The sequence below is a fragment of the Mesorhizobium sp. M0815 genome (assembly GCF_040319995.1).
Classification (GTDB): Bacteria; Pseudomonadota; Alphaproteobacteria; order Rhizobiales; family Rhizobiaceae; genus Mesorhizobium.
Genome location: NZ_JAMYOU010000001.1, coordinates 142,817 through 169,573 on the forward strand (window position 1 = coordinate 142,817; position 26,757 = coordinate 169,573).

Below are 26,757 nucleotides of genomic sequence, written 5' to 3' on the forward strand. Positions count from 1 at the left end.
GAGGATTAGTTGGTTCCCTTGCCGCCGCATTTGCCGGTGGCAACGTTGAAGTTGCCGCAGGATAGAGGCGCGCGCCAATCGGAGATCAGGTCCTTGGAATCAGGCAGGTAGTCGGACCACTCGTCGCCCATCACCAGGCCCGGCGTCTGCGAGACGGTTTCGAACTGGCCGTCGGCCTGGATTTCGCCGATCAGCACCGGCTTGGTGATATGATGGTTCGGCATCATGGTCGAATAACCGCCGGTCAGGTTCGGCACCGAGACACCGACCATGGCGTCGATGACCTTGTCCGGATCGGTGGTACCGGCCTTCTCTACCGCCTTCACCCACATGTTGAAGCCGATATAGTGGGCTTCCATTGGGTCGTTGGTGGTGCGCTTGTCGTTCTTGATGAATTTGTGCCAATCGGCGATGAACTTCGCGTTCTCGGGCGTGTCGACGCTCTCGAAATAATTCCAGGCGGCGAGATGGCCGACGAGCGGCGCGGTGTCGAGACCGGCAAGCTCTTCCTCACCAACCGAGAAGGCCATGACCGGAATATCCTCGGCCTTGATGCCCTGATTGCCGAGTTCCTTGTAGAACGGCACGTTGGCGTCGCCGTTGACGGTCGAGACGACAGCGGTCTTCTTGCCAGCCGAGCCGAACTTCTTGATTGCCGAGACTTCGGTCTGCCAGTCGGAGAAGCCGAACGGCGTATAGTTGACCATGATGTCTTCGGCAGCAACGCCCTTCGCCTTCAGATAGGCTTCAAGAATTTTGTTGGTGGTGCGCGGATAGACATAGTCGGTGCCTTCGAGCACCCAGCGCTTCACCGAACCGCCATCCTCGCTCATCAGATAGTCGACCGCGGGAATGGCTTGCTGGTTCGGCGCCGCACCGGTGTAGAACACGTTGCGCTCGCTCTCCTCGCCCTCATATTGAACCGGGTAGAACAGGATGTTGTCGAGTTCGCTGAACACCGGCAGCACCGATTTGCGCGACACCGAGGTCCAGCAGCCGAACACCGCCGCGACCTTGTCCTTCGAGATCAGCTCGCGCGCTTTTTCTGCGAACAGCGGCCAGTTGGAAGCCGGATCGACGACCACCGCCTCGAGCTTCTTGCCGAGCAGGCCACCCTTGGCATTCTGCTCTTCGATGAGCATCAGCATGGCGTCCTTTAGCGTCGTCTCCGAGATCGCCATGGTTCCCGACAGCGAATGGAGGATGCCGACCTTGATGGTGTCGTCGGCCGCCTTGGCGGGAATGCTCATCAGCAGGCCGGCGGTGACCACGCCGGCCGAAAACATTTCTGTTATTGTCGAGAAACTGCCCCTCATGCTTTTAAACTCCCAAGCTGGTTACTGCATCGGAACAGACCATGCAACGGCTGTGCCAATTGCCGGAGCAAGATCGGAAGATCTGAGATTTCCCAGCTCTGTCAGTCGGTTAATGTATTAGGCGCAGGAGATGAACCTCGCCTGCCAGGTTCGAACTGAGAAAAGATCACCCGTATCAGCCTAAGTTTTACTCATGTACGGGCCAATGCCCGAATTTTGAGCAGCATCACAAGAGCACTGGCGAGGATTGCAGCGCCGCAGCGAAATGGGGCAAGTTCGAACCCTTAAACGAGCGACGCCATGGCCTTCCGAACGTCTTGCATTTTCATCACCATGCTTCTGCTGGCGACGACGACTGTAGCGCGCGCCGGCTTCAGCGACGGCAAGCTGCCGGACGGCCCCTATCATTGCGAAGTCTATCTGCTTGGCATGTTCCTCAGCCTCGGCGACATCACCATCAAGGGAAACGTCTATAGCGGTCCGGTGAGCTTCGGCACCGCGCGGCAGAGTTATAACTACCAGATGGATGCAGACGGGGTGATCACTTGGCTGGGTCCGCTGGGCGGCTACACCAGCGGCGGCAACTCGATCTCGCTTACGCAAGCGACGCTGGAAAGCGGAACCACCCCCTCCTTCGACATCATCATGAAGCAGCCGGACGGTGCCTTTACCGCCTCGACCTGCACCAAACGTTGAAAAAAATATGCGCAACCTCGTGAGAATTAGCACCGGAAGGCAGAGAGCCGCCTAGCTCTCCGCCGCCACGTCGAGCGCCAGCCGGGTCATATTGGTGAAAAGCCCCTGGCGTTCTGCATAGTCGGTCTGCTCGCCGGTTGCCACATTGTCGACGACGGTCAGGATCGACAGTGCCCGGGCACCAAAATCGGCCGCGATGCGGTAGAGCGCGCTGGTTTCCATGTCCACGGCGAGCGCGCCCTGTGCCTGCGCTTCGGCAAAGCGCTCACGCCCCTGCGGATGATAAAAAATATCGCTGCAGATGGTCAGGCCGGCCCGCTGGTCGATGCCGAGTTCGGCGGCCCGGGTCAACGCCTGGGCCAACAATGCCGGATCGGGGCTGGCGTTGGCACGATAGAGCCCGAAACTCTGAACGCTTTCTGAGCTTTCACCGCGCACCGATTGCGCGATCACCAGACTGCGCAGCGCCAGCTCGGCGGTCAGCCCGCCGCAGGTGCCGGTGCGGATCAGTGTTTTCGCACCATAGAAATCCAGCAGCTCGTGCACGTAGACCAGGAATGACGGGACGCCGATGCCGGTGGACTGGATGCTGATAGGCTTGCCGCGAAACAGGCCGGTAAAACCAAGCGCGCCGCGGCGGCGGTTGACGCAGCGCGGCGCCTCCAGAAAAGTCTGCGCCATCCATTCTGCGCGCTGCGGATCGCCCGGCAGCAGCACCGTGCTTGCGTAGTCGCCCTTGCTGGCCTCGTTGTGTGGCGTCACGGCATGCTTTCCAAAACCCGTCGCCCGTTTCGCCTGCAATCATGGCAGTCTCACGGCATTGCGCAAGCGGAGCATTGGAAGGGTCAGGATTCCAGCATGTCCTTGACGATCGTGGCCAATTGCTTGAGCGAAAACGGCTTGGGCAAAAAGCCGAAATGTGCGTCGGCCGGCAAGTTCTTGGCGAATGCGTCTTCCGCATATCCGGACACGAAGATGAACTTGATGTCGGGCTGCCGCTTGCGCAATTCGCCAAGCAGCGTCGGGCCGTCCATTTCCGGCATCACCACGTCTGAGACCACGATGTCGACCTTGCCGCCGAGCGCTTCGTAGACTTCAAGCGCCTCGACGCCCGACGACGCCTCGTGGACGGTGTAGCCGCGCGACTTTAGTGCACGCATGCCGCCCATGCGTACGGCGTCCTCGTCCTCGACCAGCAGCACCGTGGCCGAGCCCGACAGATCCTTGGCTGAGTCGGCGATCTTGGCAGGTGCGGCCGGCACTTCTCCAGCCTCGCCCGCCTTCCTTGCCTCCGCAATGTGCCGCGGCAGGAAGATGCGGAACAGGGATCCCTTGCCGACTTCGGAATCGCAGAAGATGAAGCCGCCTGTCTGCTTGATGATGCCATAGACCATGGACAGGCCGAGGCCCGTTCCCTTGCCAACCTCCTTTGTCGTGAAGAAGGGCTCAAAGATCTTTTTCAGCACATCAGGCGCGATACCGCTGCCGCTGTCCTCGACCTCGACCAGCACATAGTCGGCCGGAGTAAGTTCGCGATAGGAAAAGGTCTTGCATTCCCCGGCGCTGACGTTGCGGGTGCGAACGGTGAGGTCGCCGCCGGCCGGCATCGCATCGCGCGCATTGACCGCCAGATTGACCACCACTTGCTCGAACTGCCCGATATCGACCCTGACCGGCCACAGGTCGCGGCCATGGTCGATCTTGAGCTTGATATCGTTGCCGACCAGACGGGCAAGCAGCATCCTTAGGTCGGCGAGCACGTCGGTCAGGTTGAGCACCTCCGGTCGCAGCGTCTGCTTGCGCGAGAAGGCCAGCAACTGCCGCACCAGCGAGGCCGCCCGGTTGGCATTCTGCTTGATGTTCATGATGTCCGGGAACGACGGATCGGACGGCCGGTGGTTGGTCAAAAGCAGGTCTGAGGCCATGATGATGGCGGTCAGCACATTGTTGAAATCATGCGCGATGCCGCCGGCGAGCTGGCCGACCGCCTGCATCTTCTGGCTCTGCGCCATCTGGCCCTCGAGGGCCTTTTGCTCGGTGGTCTCGACGGCATAGACGATGGCCGATTCCTCGGCGCCCTCGCCGCCGGTGCCGTCTGCGACCGCATTGACGTAGAAGCGTATGTGTCGTTCCTCATTGCCGGGCAGCACCGTATCGATCGGCTCGATATCAGCCTGTTGCTGGCGTGCCTTTTCGAACGCCGCGGCGAAGGCCGGCCGGTCGCGCTCGTGGATCACCGTATCCAGCCGCACACGCCGATCGACCGCGTCGCGGTCGACGACCGAGGAAAATAGCGACAGGAACGGCGCATTGGTGCGCAGGATGCGACCGGCATGGTCGACGCCGGCAATCGCCATCGGCGTCGAGTTGAAGAATCGCGTGAAGCGTATTTCCGAGGCGCGAAGGTCGGCCGAAGCGTCCTCGCCTTGCGTCCGGTTGAGCACGATGGTGCGAGTCGGGCCGTTGAGCCCCTCTCGGCTGGCCGAAACACGATGCATGAAGCGCACCGGCAACGCCTCCCCGGTCATCGTCGTCAGATCGAGATCGATAACGGCATTGCGCGTGGTACCCGCGTCGGCCTTGACCGAACGGACCAGCGCCATGCCGTCGCCGGCGACGATCTCCGGCAGCGTGATGGCGCCGGGGGTGAAGCTGGCCAGGTCGATGCCCAGCCACTCCGCAAGGGTCGCGTTGATATAGGTGACGCGGCCTTCCTGGTCGGCCGAAAAGAAACCGGCCGGCGCGTGGTCGAGGTGATCGATGGCCTTTTGCAGGTCGAGAAAGAACCGCTCCTGCTCGGCCCGTTCCCGCGAGATATCAGCAAGCTGCCAAGCAAGCATGGGCAGCCGCTGGCCTGGAACGCTGAACGCGCGGGCCCGGACGCGGTACCAGCGCGCGCCCGATTCGGCGCCTGGCCGAATGGACTGCGCGAGCCGAAACTCGCCGTCGCCCGCCTGGCCGTCGCGCAGGCCTGACGCCAGCCGGTATATGGTCACTGAGGCCTCGGGAACGTCTGAAAGCAAACCTTCGACCGTCTTGAGGTCGGCGGCCGACTCGGCGCCAGTCATGTCGGCATAGGTCCGGTTGGCGTAGATGATCCGGCCTTTGGTATCGGTGACCAGGAGGCCTTGCGACATCGAATCGACGAAAGCTTTCGACAGTTCGTCGCTTGTCGAGCGCGGCGTGACGTGCACGAAGCCGATCGCAGTGGCGAACAGAAAGCCGACGCCGATCATCGCCAACACGCCAAGCATGCCGAGCAGGAATGGGTCGCCAAGTCGCTCGCGGAAAAGGCCGAAGACGATCGCTGCCCCCGTCAGGACGACGATGAAGACGATGAGCCGGGTGACCGCGCCCGGTCGCGTGTTCTGGTCGACGATAGGTACCGGATAGAAATCGCCGCGCGCTTCCTTGGCCATGTTCCCCCTGCTCGTGAATTCCGGTGTCGGTTGAATCATATTCTCAGGGTCGGGAAAAGGCCCGGCGGCAAATGTCCGCTAAAAAGACGCCGTTCCGCTCCCGGTGTTTCAAGCTGTTCACGAAGCGTGAAAGGCAACTTGCGGTGGCCTGCCGCAACAGTCTAGTGTCGCGTCTCTTCGAAAGCTGATTTTGGGGGAACCAATGCTGCAATGGCTGGATGGCGTGGCGGGTCCTGGTTATGCCGCGGCAATCCTGTGGACGTTTGCAGTACTTGTCCTTCTGCTCATCATTCTTCTTATCATCAGGCTGGTCCGCAGCCTGACCTTCGGAACATTCGTCGCCGGCGGCAGGAACCGCAAGACGCGGCTGGCGGTCATGGATGCCACAGCGGTCGACAGTCACCGGCGGCTGGTGCTGGTGCGCCGCGACGATATCGAGCACCTGCTCTTGATCGGTGGTCCGACCGACGTCGTCGTCGAGCGCGACATCAGGCTCTCGGCGCTGCGCCGCCCGGCATTGACCGGAGATAACAGCCACCAGCCGGCAGCAAGATCGGCTCAGACCACAGCCGCGCCGGTGAGGCAAGCGCCGCCGCAGGCGGCAAGCGTAGCCGCAACCCCTGTCCGAGCCCGCCAGACGGCGACAATGCCGGCAACAATGCCGGCACCGGCGCCGAAACCGCCATCGAACGTCACACCGTTGCCAAATTATGGATCCGTCAACGCCAATGCTTCACGGCATGCGCCGCCGCCGACAAGACAGGACTCCCCGGCAAGATACGAGCCGCCGGCACAGCACGAGTCGATCGACGATGCGCTGATGAAGGAGCTGGAGGTTTCCCTCGACGAGCCACGCTTCAGCCAAACGCCGAGCAAGCCGGTGGCGAAGGCATCGCCCTCTCTCGACGACGAGATGACGAAGCTCCTCGGCGAGTTGTCCAATCAGAAAAGATAGGCTGATAGCGAACGGCCAATGAAAATGGCCGGAAAACCGGCCATTTTGAACGCTTTACCGATGCCGCTCTGTTTTTCCCGCCGACTCAGTCGTCGCGGTACACCTTCTCGCGCCGCTCATGGCGCTCCTGTGCCTCGATCGACAAGGTCGCGATCGGGCGCGCGTCGAGCCGCTTCAGCGCGATCGGCTCGCCTGTTTCCTCGCAATAGCCGTAGGTGCCTTCGTCAAGGCGCTGGAGGGCGGAATCGATCTTCGAGATGAGTTTTCGCTGGCGATCGCGGGCGCGAAGTTCGATGGCGCGGTCGGTTTCTGAGGAAGCCCGATCGGCGAGATCGGGATGGTTGGCGTTTTCCTGCTGCAGGATTTCGAGAGTTTCGCGCGCTTCGCGCAAGATGTCGTTCTTCCAGGTGACGAGCTTCAGGCGAAAGTAGGATTTCTGCCGCTCGTTCATGAACGGCTCGTCTTCGGAGGGTACGTAATCGGCGGTAACGATGTCGTTCATTCGACTCACCCAACAAACCCCAAATTTGGCGCCTATATATTCGCGGACCGAAAACTGCACAAGGTCAATCGACGACTGTTTCACGCAATTGTTAGTCCCGGACAAACGGCATCCGCGATGCCCTTTTTGCGAAGAATACGACCGAATTCATACATGATTCGCTATGCTTGAAGGACGCTTGCCATTGCGCACGGAGCTCTTCTGATGGCAAATCCTGCGGCGTATTGACGGGTTCGGTGCCCGGCACAACGGGGATCCGGTGACCAGACTTTACCTGCTGAGGCATGCGAAGGCCGGCTGGGCGCTGCCCGGCGTCGCCGACTTCGACCGCCCGCTCTATACATCTGGCTTCGCCGATGCCGAAGCGATGGGCGTGCTGATGCGTTCTCGCAAATACGTACCGGGCCTCACCCTGTGCTCAAGCGCCAGGCGTGCCCGCCAGACGCTGGAAAGCTTAGCTGGCCATACGGACACGGGCCGGGTGCTGTTCTTTGACGCGCTCTACAACGACGATGCCGCCGCGTACCTCGCTGCCGTCCGGCAGAATGGCGGGCTGGACGCCCTGCTCGTCATTGGCCACAATCCGATGATTGAGGATCTCGCCATGGCGCTCTCAGGCGACGGCAACGAGACCGCGCGGGCCATGCTGAACCACGGCTTCCCGACCTCCGCACTTGCGGTGGTCCGGTTCAACGGCAGTCTTGCGGAGGCTGCGCCTGGCGCCGGCTATCTCGAAGCCTTCCTGACGCCTGCCGATATCTGAGGCCATTTCAAAGCCGCGCCTCAAAGCCTATATCGGTGGCTGACCGGCCCCGCGAGAACAGATTTTGGCATCATCGCTGACGACTTTCACCGACGAGGCGAAGATCGCCTTGGATACGTTGTCAGGCCGCGCTGCCGGGCTTTTCGCTCCGTCGCTGCGTCTTGGCGTGACCGGGCTGTCCCGCGCCGGCAAGACGGTGTTCATCTCGGCCCTTGTGCACAATCTGGTCCATGGCGGACGCTTGCCGCTGTTTGAGGCACAAAAATCGGGGCGCATCGCCAGGGCCTTTCTCGAAGAGCAGCCGGACGACGCCGTACCACGCTTCCAGTACGAGGATCACATCGCGGCTCTTGTCGACGACCGTGTCTGGCCGGACTCGACGCGTGCGATTTCCGAACTGAGGCTCACCATCGAATACGAATCGGCCTCCGGTTGGAGCCGCATGTTTTCCGCCGGCAAATTGTCCGTCGACGTCGTCGATTATCCCGGCGAATGGCTGCTCGACCTGCCGCTGCTCGGCAAGTCCTACGCCGATTTTTCGCGTGAGGCCTTCGAGATGGCCGTGTTGCCGGTGCGTGTCGATCTTTCGCGGGAATGGCAGGCGCTCTCTGCCTCCGTCGACCCCAACGACGACGCCGACGAGATGACGGCGCGCCGTCTCGCCGAGAGCTTCGCCGCCTACCTCAAGGCCTGCAAGCTTGACGAGCGGGCGCTTTCGACCCTACCGCCCGGCCGCTTCCTGATGCCCGGCGATCTTGAAGGATCGCCGGCGCTGACCTTTGCGCCGCTGCCGAAACTCGGCCTCGGGCGCGCCCGCTCCGGATCGCTGCAGGCGATGATGGAGCGGCGCTACGAGGCTTACAAGACGTATGTCGTCAAACCGTTCTTTCGCGAACACATCACGCGCCTCGACCGGCAGATAGTGCTCATCGACGCCTTACAGGCATTGAACGCCGGCCCCGGTGCTATGGCCGATCTGGAACGCGCGGTCACCGAAATCCTGTCCTGTTTCCGGCCCGGCCGGGGCAACTTCCTGACCGACCTGTTTTCAAGACGCATCGACCGCATATTGGTGGCCGCGACCAAGGCCGACCATCTGCACCACGAAAGCCACGACCGGCTGCAGGCGATCGTGCGGCGGCTTGCCGACCGCGCCGTGGCGCGGGCGAATTTCACTGGTGCCGACGTCGACGTCGTCGCCATGGCGGCCATGCGCGCGACTCGGGAAGGCACGGTCAAGCAGGGCCGTGAGACTTTGCCGGTCATTATCGGCACGCCATTGCGTGGCGAAAAAATCAATGGCGAAACCTTTGACGGAAAGACCGAAACAGCCATATTTCCCGGTGATTTGCCGGAGAAAGTTGATGCGGTGTTCGATGGTTTCGAATCGAAGCACCAGCAGAACGATGACGACCCGGCGATCCGCTTCGTGCGCTTTCGCCCGCCGAAACTCGAGCGCACGGCCGAGGGCGTGACGCTGTCGCTGCCGCATATCAGGCTCGACCGCGCGGTGCAGTTCCTGATCGGAGATCATCTCGCATGAGCGCGCCCCGCAGACCGGCGGCCTTTCGCATCGAGCCGGAGCCCCAGCCGAAGGTAGATCCGACGGCTCGCCATTCCGGGGCCGAGGCCGCGCCGGCGCGAAAGCCGCGTAACGTGAAGGCGGATCTTGCCGTGGTCACACCGGCGGAGATCGACGTCTTCGACGAGCCTGATGTCGTCGCTGCCGAACCGCCGCCGGCGATTGCGCCGCGAAAACGTTCGCTGCTTGGCTGCCTGTTCTTCGGCGCGCTGGGCGTTCTGGTTTCGCTCGCCCTTGGCCTCTGGACCGACCAGCTGATTCGCGACCTGTTCGAGCGCGCCGAGTGGCTGGGCTGGCTGGCGGCCGGAATGGCATTGATCGCCATCCTGGCGCTTGTAGTCATCCTTATCCGCGAATTCGTGGCGATTGCTCGCCTCGCCGAGGTCGAAAAGTTGCAGAAGCGGGCGCTCGATGCGATTGCCCGCGATGATCCGAAGGCCGCCCGCGCCGTGGTCGACGAGTTGTCGGCATTTGTCGCGGCCAAGCCCGAAACCGCGGCCGGCAGGCGCTCGCTGGCCGAATTGCGCGGCGAGATCATCGATGGCGGCAATCTGGTGCGGCTGGCCGAGACCGAGATCCTCGGCCCGCTCGATGCCCGCGCCAAGATGATGATCCTCGAAGCGGCGAAGCGCGTGTCCCTGGTGACCGCGGTCAGTCCGCGCGCGCTGGTCGACGTCGCTTATGTCGTGTTCGAAGCCGGCCGGCTGATTCGCCGTCTGTCGGAGCTCTATGGCGGCCGCCCCGGCACGCTAGGCTTTTTTCGCCTGGCGCGCAGCGTTCTCGCCCATCTCGCGGTCACTGGGTCGATCGCCGTCGGCGACAGTTTCGTCCAGCAGATCGTCGGCCATGGCCTTGCGGCTCGGCTCTCGGCCAAGCTCGGCGAAGGCGTCGTCAACGGCATGATGACGGCGCGCATCGGCATTGCAGCGATGGAAACGGCAAGGCCCCTGCCCTTTAACGCCGTCAGGCGTCCAGGATTGGGCGATTTCCTTTCCGCGCTGACCTCCTTTGCGGCAAAGAAAGAAAAAGAAACATCCGCTTCCGAGACGTGACTACCGCCTTGGGGTGACAAAGCATTAACCAATCTTGTTCATGGTCGGAAGCGTCCAAACCAGTCTCTTTGTTGCCGGGTGTCGTCGATGAAAAGCGTTATTTTGTCCAACGTGCTGCACGTGGCGCTCGCCCTTGTCGCAACCATCGGCATTGCCGGAAAGGCTTCGGCGGCGGAACCGGACAAGCAGTTCTTTCGATCGGTCGAGGGCAAATGGGTCGGCCCCGGAGAAATCGTTGCCGGCAAATACAAGGGCACGAAATTCACCTGCAGCTTCATTGGCTCGACGCCTGACGGCAAGGTCGGCATGTCGCTCGACGGCGGCTGCCGGGTCGGTATGTTCACCCAGCAGATGTCGGCAACGATCGAACACAAGGGCCGGCAGGGCTACAAGGGCAGCTTCATGGGCGGGGCCGCCGGCTCCGGCCTCGACATTATCGGCGGCAATGTCGTCGATGCGCACAAGGTGGTTTTCACCATTAATCGCAATCAGTTGCGCGGCGTGATGCAGGCGCTTGTCCCCGACGACAATTCGATGACGGTGACCGTTGCCGTGCGGGTCGACCAGCAGCTGGTCCCGGTCATCGGTATGAAGTTGAAGCGGATCGATGCAGTCGAGGTCGGCTCCATAACTCCGAACTGAGCTTTCGGCGTGAAAAGGCGGCAACCAAACGCCGCCGCCGTCCTTGACATGCAGATGGGTGCTCAGCCCTTGATCGCTGCAATCAACTCGTCATAGGCCTTGCAGGCCTCGGCTGCTGTCGTGCCGCCCTGATACATGGTTGTGACCGCCTGGACCTTGGCTGTGAGGTCGGCTGCCTTGGCCGGATCCTTGGTGATAGCAGCCTGAAGTGCCGCAGTCATGTCCTGAGCCTTCTTGGTCAGCATCTCGGTCGTGCACTCCGGCGCCTTCGAACAGGCAGAGCCGGCAAGTGCCGCGATGCCAACGGCAACCAGCAAAAACTTCTTCATGTCAGTCCTCTCCTCAAAAAGGGCCGTGACTTGATCGTCGCTCACCCTCCACTGGCCGAAGCCGGGCGTCCTTAGCGCCGGATAGCGAAAACAAGCAACGCCTGGAAGAGGCCATTATCCTGTGCAGTGCGCCTGCAATATCGCCTGCACAATGCGCCGGATTCACACTGTTCGATCCGCTCCGAAGCCCCTATCTTGGCCGCTTGACTCCCAGGAGAGCGGAAGGGCAGGCATGGCGGCAGAGGCATCGAACAGCGATCTGATCCAGGTGGTGGCGCTGCTTGCCGCCGGCGTCGTTGCGGTGCCGATCTTCAGGCGCATGGGACTTGGCTCCATCCTCGGCTATTTGGCGGCCGGCGTCGTGATCGGCCCATTCGGGCTGCGCGTCTTTTCCGAATCGGAAGCCATTCTTCATGTCGCCGAACTCGGCGTCGTCATGTTCCTGTTCATCATCGGGCTGGAGATGCAGCCGTCACGCCTATGGGGCCTGCGCCGCGAGATTTTCGGGCTTGGTGCGCTGCAGGTCGGCGTCTGCGCGGTTCTGCTGACCGGCGTCGGCCTGGCGGGAGGTTTCCCGATCGCGCAATCCTTCGTCGCTGGCGCCGGTTTCGTACTCACCTCGACGGCAATCGTCATGCAATTGCTGGAAGAACGCGGCGACCTGGCAACGCCCAAGGGCCAGCGCATCGTCTCGGTCCTGCTTTTGGAAGATCTGGCCATCGTGCCGCTGCTGGCGCTGATCGCCTTCCTCGCGCCGGGCGGCGCCGATATGAGCCTGTCGGATAGGTTGACGGAGGTCGGCATCGGCCTTGCCGCAATCGTCGGGCTGGTGGTTGCCGGGCGCTATCTGCTCAATCCGTTCTTCCGTATCCTGGCGGATGCGCGCGCCCGTGAGGTGATGACCGCAGCTGCCCTTCTGGTCGTTCTCGGGTCAGCGCTCGCCATGCAGCTTTCCGGCCTGTCGATGGCCATGGGCGCCTTCCTGGCCGGCGTGCTTTTGTCGGAATCGACCTTCCGCCACCAGCTGGAGGCCGACATCGAACCGTTCCGCGGCATTCTGCTCGGGCTGTTCTTCCTCGCCGTCGGCATGTCGCTCGACCTGCATGTCGTCGTCGTCAACTGGCAGCTCATTGCCATCTATGTCGTCGCCTACATGGTGATGAAGGCGATCGGCATCTATATCGTTGCCCGCGTCCTCAAAACCGACCATCGGGAAGCGCTCGAGCGCGCCGTCTTCATGGCGCAAGGCGGCGAATTCGCCTTCGTCCTCTATTCCGCGGCGGCTGCGGTGGGCATTATCGACGGCCAAGCCAATGCGATGCTGACCGCCATTGTCATCATTTCCATGGTGCTGACGCCGTTGGCGATCATTGCACTGCGGTATCTGACGCCGCGCGACGAGCAGTCGCTTGAAGGCGTCGATGTCGCCAACGGCCTGACCGGCAGCGTGCTGATCATAGGCTTTGGCCGGTTCGGCCAGATCGCCAGCCAGCCGCTTTTGTTGCGCGGCATCGACGTGTCGATCATCGACAACGAGGTCGAAATGATCCAAGCAGCGGCCGATTTCGGCTTCAAGGTCTATTACGGCGACGGCACGCGGCTGGACATCCTGCGAGCCGCGGGAGCCGGGCGGGCACGCGCCGTGCTGATCTGCGTTGACAAGCCCGATGCCGCCGTGCGCATCGCGGAACTGATCAAGGCGGAGTTTCCCTTGCTGACAGTGCTGGCACGGGCGTTCGACCGCGGCACCGCGTTGCAGCTCATTCGTGCCGGCGTTGACTATCAGCTCCGCGAGACGTTCGAATCGGCGCTTGTCTTCGGCGGCTCGACGCTGGAAGCCCTCGGCGTCGACCCGGAAGAGGTCGCCGAGGTAGTCGAGGACGTCCGCCGCCGCGACGCTGCCCGTTTCGAGCTTCAACAGGCCGAAGGCATCCGCGCCGGACGGCGCTTCCTCAAAGGCAATATTGGCACCCCCATCCCGACGCCGCTCAGCACACCACGCCGCGCGGGTCAGGCGCTCAATGAGGAAACCGCCGGCGTGCTGCAGAAATCCGAGCCGGCCGATTAATCCTTGGGAAGATGCGAATGATGGATGAACTGGACGAACGCGCGCTCTCCGTCACCAGATTCTGGCGCCACGCCGGGGAGGACGCATGGTTCGAGAAGAACGACGCTTTTGATGCCGACTTCCGCACCCGGTTTCTCGATCTGCACTTCGCCGCCGCCCGCCGCGAATGCGACGGCTGGTCCGAACACGCCGAAGGGTCGCTGGCACTGATGATCCTGCTCGACCAGTTTCCGCGAAACTGCTTTCGCGGCACTGGCCACATGTACGCCACGGACCCGCTGGCGCGGCATTTTGCCGGGAAGGCGATCGCTGCCGGCCATGACTTGGCGCTCGACGAAGAGCTCCGCGTCTTTCTTTATCTGCCCTATGAGCATTCGGAGGATCTCGCCGATCAGCTCAAATCGATGGAGCTTACCGCCGCCAAAGCCCCGTCCTATCTGAAATATGCCGTAGAACACCGCGACATCATCCAGCGCTTCGGCCGCTTTCCACACCGAAACAGGATGCTTGGCCGGGAGACGACACCGGACGAACAAATGTTCCTCGACGGTGGTGGGTTTTCCGGCTGATTTTCGGCCACCGATGGCGGCAGCGTCAGGTCTTCCACCATTTCCGGCCTGACGGCAGCCGTTCAATACCCGACGTGTCGACGGCGGCCAGTCGCTCCGACACGCTCTTGCCGTCGACCACAAGCTTCGGTGCAATTTCTGCCAGCGGTGCCAGCACGAAGGCGCGCTCCAGCATGCGCGGATGCGGCACCTCCAGTCCGGTCTCGTGGATGATGCGGTCACCGAACACCAGAATGTCGATGTCGATTAGGCGCGGACCCCAGCGCTCCTCCCGCACCCGCTTCAGTTTTCGCTCGGCGTCGAGGCAAAGGTCGAGCAAAGCCCGCGGCGCAAGCGCGGTCGAGATCTCGGCCGCCGCATTGAGGAAATCCGGCTGATCGAGCTTGCCCCAGGGCGGCGTTCGGTAGAGCGACGAAACGGCAACGACGCGCGTGCTCTCGTCGGCATCCAGAATGCCCAGTGCCACAGCCATCGACTTCGTCGGATCACCGAGATTGCCGCCAAGGCTGAGATAGACGGTGTTGTTGTTACTATTCTGGCCAGACAACGGTCACCTCGACATGATCGAGCACACCCGGCACCGGGGCGTTCGGCTTGCGCACGGTGATCTCGGCCTTTTTGATCTGCGGAAACCGCGCCGTCAGCGCCCTCGCCACTTCGAGCGCCAGCGCTTCGATCAGAAAGCGCCGCTCGCCGGTAATGATCTTTTCGATGACCGCAAAGGCGATGCCGTAATTGACGGTGTCCTCGATAGAATCGTCGACCAGCGCCCGCCCGGGGTCTACCGTGAGCGCCGCATCGACATAAAAGCGCTGGCCGAGCGTCTCCTCTTCGTCCAGCACACCGTGCCGGGCGAAGAAGGCGCAGTTCTTCATGCGGATGACATACATGGCTCAGCTTTCCCCGATCTCACGTGCCAGCATAGCATCGGCAATAGCCAACGCATCCACGTTGATTGCGACATCGTGGACGCGAAAAAGATGCGCGCCTTTGAGCCTCAGGATGACGCTTGTGGCGGCGGTTCCGGCGCCCCTTGCCGCTGCGTCGCGGCCGGTGACGGTGCCGATAAAGCGCTTTCGCGATGTGCCGGCCATCAGCGGAAAGCCCAGCGCACGAAGCTCGGAAAACCGTGCCATCAGGTCAAGGTTTTCCGCGGCTGTCTCCTTGGCGAAGCCGAAGCCCGGATCGAGCACGATGTGGTCGTCGGCAACACCGCTCCGTTGCGCGATTTCCAGCGACTTCCTGAGGAAGAAGAGCTGATCGGCAATCACGTCGGGCAGTTTCTGCCGGTCCCGTCCCGTGTGCATGATGACAAGGCCGGCGCCGGTTTCGGCAGCGACGCTGGCAATGCCCGGCTCGCGCTGCAGGCCCCAGACGTCGTTGACGATATGTGCACCGGCTTGGACGGCAAGCCGCGCCGTATCCTGGCGATAGGTATCGACCGAGATCAGCGTTCCGCCAGACGTCGCGAGCGCCTCGATGATGGGCACTATGCGGGCCTGCTCTTCCTTTGCAGACACCGGAGAGGCACCGGGACGCGTCGATTCTCCGCCGATGTCGATGACGGAGGCTCCCTCCTCCACCATACGGCGCGCCTGGTCCACCGCTTTTTCCGGGGCATCGAACAGCCCGCCGTCGGAAAAACTGTCCGGCGTGACGTTGAGGATGCCGACGACGATGGCCTTGCCGCCAAGGTCAAGATGGCGCCCATGCGCCAGCTGCCATCGCCCTGTCATCATTGCCCATCAACCATGTTCGATCCCACGTCATGACCGGGGATCAATTCCGTTGCGCCGGAGACGGCGGTAAAGCAAGGTGGGCAAAGAGGCAACACGATGAAACGATCCCTCCTCTGCGCCCTGATGCTCGCTCTGACCGCATTCCCGGCCGGCGCTACGACTCTCGTCAAGACATATAGTTATTTCCCGATCGGCGGCAGGACGCTCGACGACATCGGGACCCAGCTGTCGAAACTCGGGCCTCAGGTGAAAAGCACCGGGTCGCGGCATCCCGGCGCCACCCAGATGGCGTTCACCACCCGCGTCAGTTATGCGCAAAAGCCGGGCTCGTGCTGGATTGCCGACGCTGCCGTTACCGTCAAGGTCAAGGTTATCCTTCCCGAGTGGCGCCGCCCGCGCAAAGCCGATGCAGGCGTCAAGCTGTTCTGGGAGACTTTGTCCGCCGACATCAAGCGCCATGAGGAACGCCACGTCGAGATTGCCAAGAACCATGGCCGCGAACTAGAAGACGCCTTGAAGGCGAGCTACCCTGAAAAGACCTGCGAATTGGCCAAGGCCAAGGCCGCGAAAATTACAGCGGCCATGCTTGCCAAGCACGACCAGGACCAGATGCGCTTCGATCGTGTGGAAAGCGTCAATTTCCAAAGCCGCATCCTGCGGCTTTTGCACTATCGCATCGAGCGCATTGAGAATGGACGGCTCGCTCCCGGCTGAACTCCGCGTCGGACAAAGCCAAATTTGGAACAAAGCCAATTTGGCGAAGCATAGTGCCAGCTTCGAAAAACTTTCGAGCCGCTGTCGAAATCGGCCTATAGCGAACGACATATGCCAGGTTCGCAGGGATCAGCCTCCGGCAAACGCCAATCGGTAGATGCTTCCCAGCCCGTCGCGGAAGTGCACGCAGGCATAATGGATGAACGGATATGGACCAGGCTATCGACAAGCAAGCGATGGTGGAAACCAGCACGCCGCTGACCGAAACCGAGAAAAACGCCATCATCGGCGGCGTGCTTTTGTCAATGCTGCTGGCGGCGCTCGACCAAACCATCGTCGCGCCGGCGATGCCGACGATGGCACGTCTGCTCGGGCATGCCGAATATCTGCCGTGGATCGTAACCGGCTATCTTCTGACCGCGACCGCAGTGGCGCCGCTCTACGGCAAGATCTCCGATATCTATGGCCGCCGGCCGACCGTCTATGCGGCAATCCTGATCTTTCTCGCCGGGTCGCTGGTCAGCGCCACGGCCCCCAACATGCTGGTCCTGGTTGTCGGCCGGGCGATCCAGGGCGCCGGCGGCGGCGGGCTCTTCGCCCTGACGCAGACCGTGATCGGCGACCTCGTGCCGCCGCGCGAGCGGGCTCGCTACGCCGCCTGGATTTCGGGCACCTGGGCCGTCGCCAGCATCGCCGGGCCGCTGCTCGGCGGCACCTTCGCCGAACATCTGCATTGGTCGCTGATCTTCTGGATCAACATTCCGCTCGGCCTGCTGGCGATGGCGATCATTAACAATCCGCTCAAGAAGCTGCCGATCGCCGCAAAACATCACCGCATCGACGGCCTCGGCGCGCTGCTTCTGGTCGCGGCCACCTCGCTGCTGCTGCTTGCCTTGAACTGGGGCGGCAGCGAGTATCCGTGGCTGTCGCGTGAAATCCTTGGACTGCTCGCCTGCTCAGCGGTGTTCTGGAGCGCGTTCGCGCTGCGGCTGATGCGCGCGGCCGAACCGCTGATCTCGCTGGAAGTGCTCGGCAATCCGATCGTTCTCGCCGGCACGTTGTCGATGTTCCTGCTGCAGGCCGCCAATGTCGGCTTGTCGGTCTATCTGCCGGTCTACCTGCAATCGGTCGTCGGCCTGTCAGTCAGCGAATCTGGCACCGCGTTGCTTGGGCTGATGCTCGGCACGGTGGCCGGTGCGACATTCAGCGCGCGAATGATCCCACGCTTTTTCCACTACAAGCGCATTGCCATGGTCGGAACTGTTTTCTCGATCCTGTGCCTCGGCGTGCTCAGCCTGGTCGCCGGGCATGCCTCGCTATTGCTTGTCGAGGTGTTGACGACCTGCATAGGCCTGGGCACAGGCACGACCTTTCCGGTTGCCACTGTCTCGGTCCAGAACGCCGTCGATCGCATGCACCTTGGCGTGGCGACCGGCGTTCTCACCTTCCTCCGCTCGCTGGGTAGTGCGCTTGGCGTCGCCATGCTTGGTGCCGTCGCCCTTGGTTACGGGCTGCCGCTGGCCAGCGAAGGCACGCAGACGGCCGGCCATATCGCCTCAGCCACGCCGTTCGTGATGATCTTTCTTGCCGCCGCCGCGACCTTGCTGCTGTCGTTCATCACGCTCTGGCTGATGCCGGAGAAAACGCTTCGCGGCCATGCCGAGGCTTCGGCCCCAGCCCTGGCGGAGTAGACCGGCCTGGTGAAATCCGGCGAGCTTCAGTCGACCACGCCGAGCTTCTTCTGCAGGCTGGTCGACGAAGTCGTATACTGGAACACGATGCGCTCGCCGGGGCTGATGATGCGCTTGGCTGCCTGTGCCATTAGAGCGACCTCATGGAAGCCCGACAGGATCAGCTTCAGCTTGCCGGGGTACCAGTTGATGTCGCCGACGGCGAAGATGCCGGGCACCGACGTCTGGAATTTTTCGGTGTCGACCGGGATCAGGTTTTCGTGGAGATTGAGGCCCCATTCGGCGATTGGGCCGAGCTTCATCGTCAGGCCGAAAAATGGCAGCATCCGCGTGCACGGCACTTCGACATCGCCCTCCGGCCCCTTGATCGTGGCGGAGGCTAGCTGGCCGTCGCTGCCGGTCAGGCCCGTCACCTGTCCGACTTGGAATTCCAGCTGCTTCATCTCTTGCATGGCATACATCTTGTTGACGCTGTCGGGCGCTGCCCGGAATTCGGGCCGCCGATGCACCAGCGTCACGCTCTTGGCCACCGGCTGCAGGTTTAGCGTCCAGTCGAGCGCCGAATCGCCGCCGCCGACGATGACGAGGTCATGGCCGCGAAAGTCCTCCATCCGGCGCACCGAGTAGAACACGCTCTTGCCTTCATAGGGTTCGATGCCTGGAATCGGCGGCCGCTTCGGCTGGAAAGAGCCGCCGCCGGCGGCAATCACCACAATTTTGGCTTCGAACACCTCGTTTTCGTCGGTAGTGACGCGGAAGCTGCCGTCCTCCAGCCTTTCCAGGCTCGAAACCATGCGGTTATAGGTGAATTCGGGCTTGAACGGCGCGATCTGCTCAAGCAGCTTGTCCACCAGACCTTGCGCCGAGATCGAGGGCCAACCCGGAATGTCGTAGATCGGCTTTTCCGGGTAGAGTTCGGCGCACTGCCCGCCGGGCCGGTCGAGTATGTCGATCAGATGGCACTTCATGTCGAAGAGGCCGAGCTCGAATACGGCAAACAGGCCGACAGGCCCTGCCCCGACAATGAGTACGTCCGTCTTGGTGATAGCGGTCATGAAGCATGCGCCTTTATGGGAAAACGGCGCGACACTGCATGACCATTGGTCCGCTGCCAAGCGGCAGCCGCAAAAATCGGCTTCAGCCTTGGCGGGCCGGCACGCGCACGACCAGCCCATCGAGGGCGTCGCGCACCTTGATCTGGCATGACAGCCGCGAATTCGGCTGGACGTCGTAGGCGAAGTCCAGCATGTCTTCTTCCATGGCTTCCGGCTCGCCGACCTCCGCCGTCCAGGCTTCGTCGACATAGACATGGCAGGTCGCGCAGGCGCAGGCGCCGCCGCATTCCGCTTCTATTCCCGGCACCGCATTGCGGATCGCATTTTCCATGACGGTCGAGCCGTTTTCGGCATCCACGTCAAAATGCGTGCCGTCATGGGCGATGAAGGTCAGCTTGGTCATTTGTCACCTGAAGGGAGTCTGAGCCGACATAATCACTCTGCCAGACAAGTCAACTGCGGCGCGAAAGCGCCGCTGCGTGGCGTTTTGGGAATAAGTTCTATCGGCTGATGGCGGCGACGAAGTCGCGCACTTCTTCGATCAGTGAGCCAAGGCGCTTCAGCGTGCTGGCGTCGTCGGGCCGGCATTCGATCGCACTGGCGCAATCGGCAATGGCGAAGGCGCCGACCCCGCGCGCCGAGCCTTTGAGCCCGTGCGCCAGTAGCAGCCGCTGCCTGACATCCGCATCGACGATCTTGTCGCGCACCGATAGCGCCTGCTGCACGAACAGTGCCAGCACCTCTTGCTCGAGGCTCCGATCGCCCATCGTCTGGCGCGCAAGATGCGCCAGATCGATCGGCCGCGCCCCAGCTGTCCCTGACACGTCACCGCCGGGCATCGAGAAGGCAATGCCGTTTTCGCCACGTATCACTTTGAGACTCCGTTCTTCGACCGCCGCAAAAAATAGGCGTATCCGGTGGACAACGGGTTAATGATTGACCCGGAAAAATGTCGCGATAACGGCGCCGGAATCACGGCTGTGTTAACCTTATATTTAAAGTTTTACGTATGGGACGGAATGCATGTTTTCTTTACCCCGCTGTGTCATTACGATACGACAGGTCCATTTTCAGCCTCCTGCGCGGGACACGCTAGGCAGAATCAATAAGCACAACCATAAGTCCCGCGGCAGCTTGTACAGGGTAGCGAAGGCATGGCGAAGAAACCAACGACGACAAAAACGCTCGACAGCGACGTAGCCAGGGAACTCGAAAAGGCACTTGATATCGATCTGAGCGGCGATGCCGGCGGCGACTTCGACATCGCGGCATCCATGGAAGATCTGGAAGCGCAGATATCGCAAGCCGCCGACGAACTGGCGCGCGAAGGCCGCAGCCAGAACGAGGCGCCTGCCCCCGACCAGGCCCAGAATGCAGCACCCGCCGCCAATCAAAGCCAGAACCTAAATCCCGCGCCAAAAGCCAAGCCGGCTGAGTTGCGTCCTGTCGCAACGCGCAATGGCTCGCAGCCGCCAGCTTTCTCGCCGGCCAACGACGATCGTCAAAAAGACTATAAGACGCTCCTGCACACCCTCAACCGGCGCGCCTCGAACACGATCTATTGGGTCGTGGCTTTTGTTTCGCTGGCCTGGATCGCCGGCGCCGGTGGCCTCGCGAACCTGTTGTTCGGACCTGGCATCTGGAACATCCGCACCTTCGATCAGTTTTTCGCCCGTCCCGAGCTGATCGGCCTGGCGGTCGCGGCAATCGTGCCCGTCATCCTGTTCTGGGCATTCGCAGTGATGATTCGCCGCGCTCAGGAGATGCGCCTTGCCGCGCAGTCGATGACCGAGGTGGCCTTCCGTCTGGCCGAGCCGGAAAATCTTGCCCAGGATCGCGTCATGATGATCGGCCAAGCGGTTCGCCGCGAGGTGGCGGCCATGGGCGAAGGCATCGAACGCACGCTTGCGCGCGCCGTCGAGCTCGAAACGCTGGTTCACAGCGAGGTGAACCAGATCGAGCGCTCCTATTCGGAGAACGAGTCCCGCATCCGCTCGCTGGTCGACGGGCTGGGCAGCGAGCGCGAAGCGGTCGTCACCCATGCCGAGCGTGTGCGCGCCTCGATCACCGGTGCCCACGAGACGCTGAAGGACGAGATCAACGCCGCCAGCGATATCATTCGCGACAGCATTCTCAACGCCTCGACCAAGCTGTCGATGACGATCAACGAATCCGGCGACACGCTGATCGACAGGATCAACGGGAGCTCGATGTCGATCTTCGATTCGGTGGAAGGCCGGCTCGAATCGATCACCGACCGGCTGTCGACGTCGGGCGAGGCCTTCGCCAGCCTGCTCGACACCCGCATCGCCAAGCTGACGGACACCACCGATGGCCTGACGCGGTCGCTGACCGACCTGCTCGACGACCGCACGACCGGCATGGTGTCGCTGCTCGGCGGTGCCGCGCGCACACTCAATTCCGAATTCGAAGCCAGCCTCAACGGCATCGAGCGGACGCTTGCCGAACGTGGCCAGGCGTTGATCAGCGAGTTCCAGACCCGCGCCGAGGCGCTCGACACCGGTACGCAGAAGCTCAACGCCGCGCTGGAGGCTCGCGCACGCCAGATCAACGAGACGCTGGTCGAGCGTGCGCGCGAAATCGCCCACACCTTCCAGGATAGCAAGGAGACGCTGTCGGCGATGATCGATCAGGGCAAGACCCAGATCGGCGCCGACATGGCCGACATCATCTCATCGACCTCGACCATGCTCGAAGCCCGCGCCGGCGATTTCGCCGGGCGCATGGAAGCGGCGCGCCATGTCGTATCGCGATCGTTCGATACGGACATCCAGCGGCTTGCGGATGCTCGCGCCGGCATCGAGGAAGCCGTCGAAAACCACAGCCGCAAACTTTCCGAAAGCCGCGACCGGATGGCGGCGGCAATGCAGGCCGATCTGGCGAAGTTCGCCGAGGGCCGCGCCGAAATCGATGCGGCGGTGACCAACCAGGTGCAAAAGCTTGCCGAAGGCCGCGGCCTGATCTCGCGCGCCCTTGAAGAGGATCTGCGCAAGGTCAACGAATCGCGTGCAGCGATCGACGCTTCGCTGGGCAGCCATCTAGAAAGCCTTGAAGAGGGCCGCAACCGGCTCGCCCAGGCCTTGAACGAAGACTCTGGAAAACTCGTACAAGCCCGCACGATCATTGATGAAATGGTTGCCGGGCACGTCGGAAAGCTCGCCGAAGGCCGCAGCATTCTTTCGCGCGCGCTCGAGGCCGACCTCGGCAAGCTGGCAGACAGTCGCGCCAGCATCGACGGCCTTGTCGCCGGTCAAGTCGAAAAGATCGCCGAGGGTCGCGCCATACTCGCCAGTGCGCTGGAATCCGACATCGCCGGCATCAATGGCCTCATCGAGGCCCATTCGGCGAAATTGGCGCAAGACCGCAGCGGTCTTTCCCAGTCGCTCGAGAACGACCTGTCCGACATCAGAGGTCTGATCGCCGATCATTCGGGCAGGCTCGCCGATGATCGCAGCCTGCTTTCGAAGACGCTTGAAGACGATCTTGCCAAGCTGGCCGAAAGCCGGTCGAGCATCGACGGGCTGGTTGCCGGCCAGGTCGAGAAGCTTGCCGAAGGCCGCGATATCCTCAAGCGCGCGCTGGAATCGGACCTGAACGCGATCAAGGGCGTCATCGCTGGCCAGTCCGAAAAGCTGGCGGAAGACCGTGGCCAGCTGTCACGGGCACTGGAGAGCGACTTGGAGGCTGTGCGCGGCGTTGTCTCCGATCACATGAACAAGCTCGCGGAAGACCGTTCGACGCTGTCGAAGGCGCTCGAAGACGATCTCGCCAAGTTGGCCGAAAGCCGCTCGAGCATCGATGTGATGGTTGCCGGCCAGGTCGAAAAACTGGCAGAGGGCCGCGACATCCTCAAACGCGCTCTGGAAGCCGATCTGAGCACCGTCAAGGGCGTCATTGCCAGTCAATCCGAGAAGCTGGCGGAGGATCGCGGTCAGCTGTCGCGCGCACTGGAGACCGATCTCGAGACCGTGCGGGGCGTCGTCTCCGAACATATGAACAAGCTCGCCGAGGACCGTTCGGCCCTGTCGAAGGCGCTCGAGGACGATCTCGCCAGGCTGGCAGAAAGCCGGTCGAGCATCGACGGGCTGGTTTCCGGTCAGGTCGAGAAGCTGGCCGAGGGCCGCGACATCCTCAAGCGCGCGCTGGAAGACGATCTCGCCAAGCTGGCCGAAAGCCGCTCGAGCATCGACGGGCTGGTTTCCGGCCAGGTCGAGAAACTGGCCGAAGGCCGCGACATCCTCAAACGCGCTTTGGAGGCCGATCTCAACACGATCAGGGGCGCCATCGCCGACCAGTCGCAGCTATTAACCGACAATCGCGCACAGTTTTCGCGCGCCCTAGAGGCCGATCTCGGCAACGTCAACAGCCTTGTCGCTACCCACGCGGAGAAGCTCGTCCAGGACCGCTCGACCCTGTCGAAGGCGCTCGAGGACGATCTCGCCAAGCTGGCCGAAAGCCGCTCGAGCATCGATGGGCTGGTTGCCGGCCAGGTCGAGAAGCTTGCCGAAGGCCGCGACATCCTCAGGCGCGCTCTGGAAGCCGATCTGGAGAGGCTTGCATTGAGCCGCAGCGAGGTCGACGAGATTGTCGCCGGTCATGTCGGCAAGCTGACCGAGGGCCGCGACATGCTGACCCGCGCATTGCAGGACGATCTCTCCAGGCTCGCCGACACGCGCAAGGATGTCGACCGTTCGCTGTCCGGCCATATCGACCAGATCGCCGCCAGGAGCACCGACATCTCCGATGCCATCGCTGCCGACGTGGAAAAGATCGAGCAGGCGTTCAGCCGGCAGACAGGCATCATCGAGGAGCGCGCCAGCACCATGGAGCGGGCGCTGTCGACGGGTGTCGACAACGTTCGCAGTGTGCTCGAAAGAAGCGCGGTCTTCGTCGCCGGGGCGCTGCGCGAGAAGGTCATGGAAGTCACCAGCGCTCTGCATGAGCAGGCGGGCGCTGCATTCAGCGATGCCGACCGCAAGATCGCCGAGCGCGCCGAGCAGACCTCGGCCGCTCTGCTCGCCAGGGCGGAGGACATCGCCCGCACCTTCGAGGAGGCGGATCGTCGCCTCGCCGCCCGCGCCGAGGATACGTCGAGCGCACTGATTGCCCGCGCCGACGACACGTCGAACACCTTGCTCGCGCGCGCCCAGGAGACGGCCGATCAGCTGGCAACCCGAGCAAGTGAGATTGCCGGTACCTTCGACGCGGCGGACCACAGGCTGGTCTCTCGCGCCATCGAAACGGCCCAGTCGCTGGCTGCACGTGCCGGCGACATCTTGCGCAATTTCGAAACAGCTGACGAGCGGCTGGGCGTGCGCATCGGCGAATCCGCCGAAGCTCTCGCGGCACGTGCGTCGGATCTCGGCCGCATTTTCGATGCCGCCGACCAGCAACTTATTTCGCGCATTGCCGAAGGCTCCGAAGCACTTTCGGCACGTGCGTCCGAGATCGGCCGCATCTTCGAGGAGGCCGATCATCGCCTGGTGTCCCGTATCGCCGACAGCAGCACCGCAATCGGCGAACATGCCGACAACATTGTCGGTGCCTTCACCAGCACCGAGCAGCGGGTTGCCGAACGCGCCAGGCAGACTGGCCAGGAACTCGCCGTCCATGCCCGTGAAATCGAGCAGCTGCTTGCCGGTGCCGACGAACGCCTGGCCTCGAGTGCTGCCGCCACAGCGGCCCGCGTCGAGGAGCAGGTCGCCAGCGTCGAGAACCGCCTCGCCTACACTGCCGAGACAATGGGCCAAAAGCTCAACGAACAGGTCTCGAACGCCGAGGCGCAGTTAGTCTCGCGTGCCAACACGATCGCCGAAACCTTCACCGCGGTCGGCCAGCATATCGGCCAGAGCACCAACGACGCTGCAAAGACCATCGGTGCCAATACTCGCGAGCTCAGTACGATGCTTGCGGCACGTTCGGCCGAAATATCGAAAATCCTGGACGAGACGGCACGGCCTCTGGTCGAGCGCTTCGCCCAGGGCGGCTCCGAGCTGCAAAAGAGCATGGAAGAGGTCACCGAACGTGCGACAGAGAAGCTGCGCACTCAAAACGCCGCCCTCGTCGACGCCCTCGCCAGCCGCACGGCCGAAACTCTGTCGGCCGTCGAAGGCGCGCGCTCGACGCTTGCCGACAGCGTTGCCGACCTCATCGGCCGCATGACCGCCTCCAGCTCGCAGCTCGGTCAATTGATCGAGCAGGCGGCGACCAATCTCGGCCAGGTCGACGAACGCCTGACTGGGAGCACGCAAAGCTTCGCGGCGACCACGGAAAAGACCGCCCAGACTTTCGCCAGCTCGGCGCGCCTTGTCGATTCGAACACGACGCGGCTCACCGAGCTGTCGTCCTCGACCTTGCGCGAGGTTGCCTCTATCGCCACCAAGTTCGACGAGCACAGCCGGTTGCTGTCCAGCGCCTCGGATCTGCTGAGCTCGGCCCAGAGCAACCTCGAGCACACGCTCGAAAGGCAATCGTCGCTGGAGGACCTCGCCGTCGGCCTTGTTAAGAAGTCGGAAGATCTCGAACGGGTCATGCGCTCGTTCGAGAATCTGGTCGGCCAGACGCTGCAGAACGCCGAAGGCAAGACGCTGGAATCCGCCGACAAGATCCGTGCCGCGATTTCCGAAGTGGTCGATTCGGCTACCAAGCGCTTTGCCGATGCGACCGAGGAAATGCGGCGCACCGCCGGCTCGATCAAGAGCGAGCTCGACCTCACCCGAGCCGAGCTCAAGAAAGGCGTCATCGAGATGCCGGAAGAGGCAAAGGAATCAACCACGGCTATCCGCCGTGCCGTTTCCGAGCAGATCAACGCGCTGAAGGAACTTTCTGAAATCGTTGCCAAATCTGGCCGCAGCGCCGACAGTTCGGAACAGCGCAACCTGCGTCCGGCGCCGCAAGCGCCTGCCGCACGCGCCGCCGAGCCGCCACGCCGCCCGGCTCCGGCTCCGGAACAGCGCCATGCACCGCAGGCGCCTTCGGGCGAGACGGCGCTGCGCGGCACGCTCGACCTCGAACGTCCCGCAGACACAGCGCTGCGCCAGCGCGACCCCAACGGCCGCACGCCGCAAGGCGGCTGGGTGCGCGACCTCCTGACCGGTGCATCGCGCGAAGACGACGCCACGCCGGCGGCGCCTGCCGAAGCGCCGCGCCCGGCTCCCGCTCCGCGTTCGCCGCTTCATGTCGTGGAATCGCTGAACTCGCTCTCCGTCGATATCGCCCGAGCCATCGATCACGATGCCTCGATCGAGCTGTGGAACCGATACCGGCGCGGCGAGCGCGACGTCTTCACGCGCCGTCTTTACACGCTGAAGGGCCAGCAGACGTTCGACGAGATCCGCCGCAAATATCAGTCGGAGGCGGAGTTCCGCGCTGCTGTCGATCGTTACTGCGACGATTTCGAAAAGCTGCTCAAAGACGTGTCGCGCAACGACCGCGACAACATCATGGCGCAGACCTACCTGACGTCGGATACCGGCAAGGTCTACACCATGCTGGCCCACGCCAGCGGCCGCTTGCATTGATCAGACGACAATGGAACATGAAAAAGGCGGGAAATTCCCGCCTTTTTCGCGCCGTGCTGATCTTGATCCTATCAACGCATGAAGCGACACCCCAGGATGCGTTCAAATGACGAGGCATCCTGCT

General features: G+C 62.6%; 22 protein-coding genes. 11 read left to right on the top strand and 11 right to left on the bottom strand.

Going from position 1 to position 26,757, the window contains the following annotated elements:
* Positions 1 to 5 precede the first annotated feature (5 nt).
* Positions 6 to 1,316, bottom strand: coding sequence for an urea ABC transporter substrate-binding protein (gene urtA / locus NKI01_RS00710; RefSeq protein ID WP_352961548.1), 1,311 nt, complete (start codon positions 1,314 to 1,316; stop codon positions 6 to 8).
* Between the two features lie 300 nt (positions 1,317 to 1,616).
* On the opposite strand from urtA, the gene NKI01_RS00715 reads away from it, so the two are divergent.
* Positions 1,617 to 2,012 (top strand): hypothetical protein, encoded by a 396-nt coding sequence (locus NKI01_RS00715; RefSeq protein ID WP_352482241.1) that lies wholly within the window; start codon positions 1,617 to 1,619, stop codon positions 2,010 to 2,012.
* Positions 2,013 to 2,063: 51 nt separating this feature from the next.
* Here the strand turns inward: NKI01_RS00715 and NKI01_RS00720 are convergent, their stop codons facing one another.
* Together NKI01_RS00720 and cckA are read right to left on the bottom strand one after the other, a co-directional pair.
* A complete protein-coding gene (locus NKI01_RS00720) occupies positions 2,064 to 2,774 on the bottom strand; it encodes a purine-nucleoside phosphorylase (RefSeq protein ID WP_023717814.1) in 711 nt (236 codons plus the stop codon).
* Between the two features lie 83 nt (positions 2,775 to 2,857).
* Positions 2,858 to 5,431 (bottom strand): cell cycle histidine kinase CckA, encoded by a 2,574-nt coding sequence (cckA, locus tag NKI01_RS00725; RefSeq protein ID WP_352494572.1) that lies wholly within the window; start codon positions 5,429 to 5,431, stop codon positions 2,858 to 2,860.
* Positions 5,432 to 5,633: 202 nt separating this feature from the next.
* On the opposite strand from cckA, the gene NKI01_RS00730 reads away from it, so the two are divergent.
* Positions 5,634 to 6,386, top strand: a complete 753-nt coding sequence (locus tag NKI01_RS00730; RefSeq protein ID WP_031193614.1) for a flagellar biosynthetic protein FliO — start codon at positions 5,634 to 5,636, stop codon at positions 6,384 to 6,386.
* Between the two features lie 85 nt (positions 6,387 to 6,471).
* On the opposite strand, the gene dksA is transcribed toward NKI01_RS00730, so the two are convergent.
* A complete protein-coding gene (dksA, locus tag NKI01_RS00735; RefSeq protein WP_023717816.1) occupies positions 6,472 to 6,888 on the bottom strand; it encodes an RNA polymerase-binding protein DksA in 417 nt (138 codons plus the stop codon).
* A 259-nt stretch (positions 6,889 to 7,147) separates the two neighbouring features.
* On the opposite strand from dksA, the gene NKI01_RS00740 reads away from it, so the two are divergent.
* The 4 genes from NKI01_RS00740 (at position 7,148) to NKI01_RS00755 (ending at position 10,927) form a co-directional block, all read left to right on the top strand.
* Complete coding sequence (locus NKI01_RS00740; RefSeq protein ID WP_023717817.1) at positions 7,148 to 7,651, top strand: SixA phosphatase family protein; 504 nt, start codon at positions 7,148 to 7,150, stop codon at positions 7,649 to 7,651.
* Positions 7,652 to 7,715: 64 nt separating this feature from the next.
* Positions 7,716 to 9,194, top strand: a complete 1,479-nt coding sequence (locus tag NKI01_RS00745) for a YcjX family GTP-binding protein (protein WP_023717818.1) — start codon at positions 7,716 to 7,718, stop codon at positions 9,192 to 9,194.
* Entirely contained in the window at positions 9,191 to 10,285 is a 1,095-nt protein-coding gene (locus NKI01_RS00750; RefSeq protein ID WP_023717819.1) for a YcjF family protein, read from the top strand. Before NKI01_RS00745 ends, NKI01_RS00750 begins: the two co-directional genes overlap by 4 nt.
* Positions 10,286 to 10,372: 87 nt before the next feature.
* Positions 10,373 to 10,927, top strand: a complete 555-nt coding sequence (locus NKI01_RS00755) for a hypothetical protein (protein WP_352961552.1) — start codon at positions 10,373 to 10,375, stop codon at positions 10,925 to 10,927.
* Positions 10,928 to 10,989: 62 nt separating this feature from the next.
* Here NKI01_RS00755 and NKI01_RS00760 read toward each other — a convergent pair whose 3' ends face one another.
* Positions 10,990 to 11,256 carry a hypothetical protein gene (locus tag NKI01_RS00760; RefSeq protein WP_352961555.1) on the bottom strand — a complete coding sequence of 89 codons (267 nt, stop codon included), beginning with the start codon at positions 11,254 to 11,256 and terminating at the stop codon, positions 10,990 to 10,992.
* Between the two features lie 232 nt (positions 11,257 to 11,488).
* On the opposite strand from NKI01_RS00760, the gene NKI01_RS00765 reads away from it, so the two are divergent.
* Together NKI01_RS00765 and NKI01_RS00770 are read left to right on the top strand one after the other, a co-directional pair.
* Positions 11,489 to 13,324, top strand: coding sequence for a monovalent cation:proton antiporter-2 (CPA2) family protein (locus tag NKI01_RS00765; protein ID WP_023717822.1), 1,836 nt, complete (start codon positions 11,489 to 11,491; stop codon positions 13,322 to 13,324).
* A 20-nt stretch (positions 13,325 to 13,344) separates the two neighbouring features.
* Positions 13,345 to 13,893: a DUF924 family protein gene (locus NKI01_RS00770; RefSeq protein WP_031193615.1), complete on the top strand. Its 549-nt coding sequence runs from the start codon at positions 13,345 to 13,347 to the stop codon at positions 13,891 to 13,893.
* A gap of 25 nt (positions 13,894 to 13,918) precedes the next feature.
* Here NKI01_RS00770 and folK read toward each other — a convergent pair whose 3' ends face one another.
* The 3 genes from folK to folP are packed head-to-tail and all read right to left on the bottom strand — an operon-like array spanning position 13,919 to position 15,632.
* A complete protein-coding gene (gene folK / locus NKI01_RS00775) occupies positions 13,919 to 14,440 on the bottom strand; it encodes a 2-amino-4-hydroxy-6-hydroxymethyldihydropteridine diphosphokinase (RefSeq protein WP_352961558.1) in 522 nt (173 codons plus the stop codon).
* A complete protein-coding gene (gene folB / locus NKI01_RS00780; RefSeq protein ID WP_023717825.1) occupies positions 14,424 to 14,783 on the bottom strand; it encodes a dihydroneopterin aldolase in 360 nt (119 codons plus the stop codon). Before folB ends, folK begins: the two co-directional genes overlap by 17 nt.
* Positions 14,784 to 14,786: 3 nt before the next feature.
* Complete coding sequence (folP, locus tag NKI01_RS00785; protein WP_023717826.1) at positions 14,787 to 15,632, bottom strand: dihydropteroate synthase; 846 nt, start codon at positions 15,630 to 15,632, stop codon at positions 14,787 to 14,789.
* A gap of 96 nt (positions 15,633 to 15,728) precedes the next feature.
* On the opposite strand from folP, the gene NKI01_RS00790 reads away from it, so the two are divergent.
* Together NKI01_RS00790 and NKI01_RS00795 are read left to right on the top strand one after the other, a co-directional pair.
* Positions 15,729 to 16,346 carry a DUF922 domain-containing Zn-dependent protease gene (locus NKI01_RS00790; protein WP_023717827.1) on the top strand — a complete coding sequence of 206 codons (618 nt, stop codon included), beginning with the start codon at positions 15,729 to 15,731 and terminating at the stop codon, positions 16,344 to 16,346.
* Positions 16,347 to 16,555: 209 nt separating this feature from the next.
* On the top strand, positions 16,556 to 18,037 hold the full coding sequence (locus tag NKI01_RS00795; protein ID WP_023717828.1) for an MDR family MFS transporter: 1,482 nt from the start codon (positions 16,556 to 16,558) through the stop codon (positions 18,035 to 18,037).
* A gap of 26 nt (positions 18,038 to 18,063) precedes the next feature.
* Here NKI01_RS00795 and NKI01_RS00800 read toward each other — a convergent pair whose 3' ends face one another.
* From NKI01_RS00800 to NKI01_RS00810, 3 genes are all read right to left on the bottom strand, one after another.
* The gene (locus NKI01_RS00800) at positions 18,064 to 19,092 is read right to left on the bottom strand and encodes an NAD(P)/FAD-dependent oxidoreductase (protein WP_023717829.1); all 1,029 of its coding nucleotides are present in this window, start codon (positions 19,090 to 19,092) and stop codon (positions 18,064 to 18,066) included.
* An 82-nt stretch (positions 19,093 to 19,174) separates the two neighbouring features.
* A complete protein-coding gene (locus NKI01_RS00805) occupies positions 19,175 to 19,495 on the bottom strand; it encodes a 2Fe-2S iron-sulfur cluster-binding protein (protein ID WP_006334837.1) in 321 nt (106 codons plus the stop codon).
* A gap of 97 nt (positions 19,496 to 19,592) precedes the next feature.
* On the bottom strand, positions 19,593 to 19,961 hold the full coding sequence (locus tag NKI01_RS00810; RefSeq protein WP_023717831.1) for an Hpt domain-containing protein: 369 nt from the start codon (positions 19,959 to 19,961) through the stop codon (positions 19,593 to 19,595).
* Positions 19,962 to 20,246: 285 nt separating this feature from the next.
* Here NKI01_RS00810 and NKI01_RS00815 point away from each other — a divergent pair, with 285 nt between their 5' ends.
* Positions 20,247 to 26,633, top strand: a complete 6,387-nt coding sequence (locus NKI01_RS00815; protein ID WP_352961561.1) for an apolipoprotein A-IV repeat region-like domain-containing protein — start codon at positions 20,247 to 20,249, stop codon at positions 26,631 to 26,633.
* Positions 26,634 to 26,757: the final 124 nt, after the last annotated feature.